Source organism: Shewanella sp. (genome assembly GCF_051658185.1).
Lineage (GTDB): Bacteria > Pseudomonadota > Gammaproteobacteria > Enterobacterales > Shewanellaceae > Shewanella.
Window position 1 is genome coordinate 1 of the sequence record NZ_JBOFMC010000288.1, and the last position, 2,737, is coordinate 2,737.

General features: G+C 49.5%; 1 protein-coding gene. It reads left to right on the top strand.

What is annotated here, in order from left to right; translation table 11 throughout:
• Positions 1-2,359: DUF6701 domain-containing protein (locus tag ACRCZA_RS11115; RefSeq protein WP_438674502.1), on the top strand; the 2,359-nt coding region annotated here is incomplete at its 5' end.
• Positions 2,360-2,737: the final 378 nt, after the last annotated feature.

Below are 2,737 nucleotides of genomic sequence, written 5' to 3' on the forward strand. Positions count from 1 at the left end.
TGATAAAAACAATGTGTCGCCAGCGCATCGATATAAAATCACCATTGATTCAAAAGTATCGGGTCAATCGATGGTGACGATTGAGCGTAATACGGGGACTGGTTTTGCCACGCTGATCCCTGCTTTTAATGCGCTTGCTGAACCCGGCCAAGCAGCAGTTCCCAATAATTTCTTACTCTCACTCACAGGGTCAACTGGTGGTTCCTATAACAATCATGAAATTGATAACGTGCAAATATGTGCGTTGAAGTCCAACCCTATTGGCGCTCAAATTGACCATTTCGAATTTGATCATACGGGACAAGGATTAACTTGTAATCCGCAGGTGGTGACTCTTCGAGCCTGTGCGAATGCAAGTTGTAGTCAATTATTTACCGCGCCTTTAACTGCCACCTTATTACCTGAATCCACCTCTCAAGGCGTATGGATTGGTGGAAATCAAGTGAGCTTTAGCAATGGTACTACTCAGTTGCAATTAAGGCGAAATACACCTGGCATGGTGACCTTAGGTGTAAAAGGTTCAAATCCGACAACTAAACCCTTGAGTAAGACCTTGTGTCGTATCGGCAATAGCGGTTTGAGTGAAAACAACTGTTCATTGACCTTTGCCGATAGCGGCTTTGTTTTTGATGTTCCTGATAAATGGGCCAATAAACCGGCTGAGGTGCTCGTCAAGGCGGTGAAAAAGTCCGATGTGACGCAGCAGTGTGTCCCAAGCTTCCAAAATCAGACTAAGACGCTGAATTTTTGGAGTAGTTATCACGCCCCCAGCGCGCCTATCACGCCTAAGGCCATCACAATTAATAATGTGGCCATCGGCACCGCGAGTACCTCACCTACGTCCGTGAATCTGCTGTTCGATACGAATGGCCAAGCAAGCATTTCAGTTAATTACCCTGATGCCGGGAAAATACAACTTGATGCTCAATATATTGGTCGTGGTAACGAGCAAGATCTCGTGATGACCGGCGCCGATCAGTTTGTCAGCGTGCCTGCGGGATTGTGCGTTAAAGCCGTGGAGGCGAGTGCCAGCTGCCCAAGTGCAGATATGAGCTGTAATAGCTATCGTAAAGCGGGGCAACATTTTGGCATGACAGTCCAAGCCATGGCTTGGGAAAAAGACGGCGATACGGACTTTTGCATCGGTAACGTCTCCACACCTAACTTTAGCGATGCGCAAATGCAACTTGCGAGCCGTGTTGTCGCACCCAGTATCGCCAGCGGTGGCCATCATGGCGCGCTAGGCGTGGCATCCTACAATCACACCGCGCAGGCTAATAATCTCAATACCATCAGTAATCAAAGCATTAGCGAAGTTGGCGTGTTCCAAATTGCGGCGCAGGCGACGCCCAACTATTTAGGGGCGGCAAGTAGCCTCAATATTCCGCTGGGGTATTCGGCCAATATCGGCCGGTTTGTGCCCGACCGGTTTTTAGTGGGGGATGTGTCCGTCCTGCCCGCCTGCGGCAGCTTTAGCTATATGGATCAATCTTTCCCGATGTCGATGAGTGTCAAGGCCCTCAATATTGCGGGCGCGGTAACGCAAAATTATTTCCCACCGTTTTCACTTGCCACGGCAAAACTGGTGGGAGAAAACAATCACAACGGTATCGATTTACAGAGCCGTTTAAGCGCCTTGCCGTTGACTAAGAATAGTTGGAACCAAGGCGTGGCGACGGTCGATGGCGCTTACCGCGCTAACGTGAGCCGAGTGACGCCAAATATTGTCACCAATCTGTATCAGGACGGTCCCTTTGAACTGCTCGATATTGGTGTGCAATTGATGGATAACGACTCAAGACCGAATGGACTTTACAGCACAGTCGCCTCAGCCGATATGGATGCGGCCTCTACGGGCGTTTGCACCAGTTGCACCGCCAAAAAAATCACGACTCAAAGCTTGCGTCATGGCCGAGTGGTGATGGATAACACCTATGGCCCTGAGACGGAGATCCTCAACATGCCGACCCGAGCGGAATATTGGAATGGCACGAATTGGATACTCAATCGGGATGATCGCTGTACCACCGTCAGCTACAGCTTAGGTTCGCAGGTCGATAGTGTTGGCCTTGGCTATCATTTTGCTCCAGCGCTCAGCACCGGGCAGAGCATCAGTCGCAGCGGCCATGCCGCGACGTTTGAGGCGGGGCAATTTGATTTACTCTGGCGAGCATTGGCCAGTGGCGCCGCCCCCTATCGTGGCCAAGTGACCGCGCCGCTGGATGTGCCCGCGTGGCTCGAATGGTATTGGAACTGGAATGGCAATCAGCCGGCGCAATTAGCCGAACCCCGCGCGAGTGCGTTTTTTGGGCGTTACCGCGGCCATGACAAAATTATCTACTGGCGTGAGAGTTATTAATTAGTTTTAGTAATCTATTGTGACGAATTTTGCCCGAGGCGCGCGATAAACTGCGCCATGTTGTGGCGCAACGCAAGGGCGTGATGAGGCCTCGTTACTGAACTTGGTGTTGCACAGATGTAGGTGTTTAGGTTTTTTGCTGGAGAAATAATCGTCTTTAAAGGGGCTTTTTCGGTTAAAGAGTGCTTTTGGGTAACGCATTTGAAAAAAAATCACTTCATTAGCGATTGTTAACCTCAACGGTCTTGTGGAATCAGGGTGGCATTGATAAAGTTAGCTGATTTTTCTTTTCTTCTGACTCCACAGAATACAGGCTAGTTACATGTTCAAGAAGCTGCGTGGCATTTTTTCTAATGATCTATCGATCGATTTGGGTAC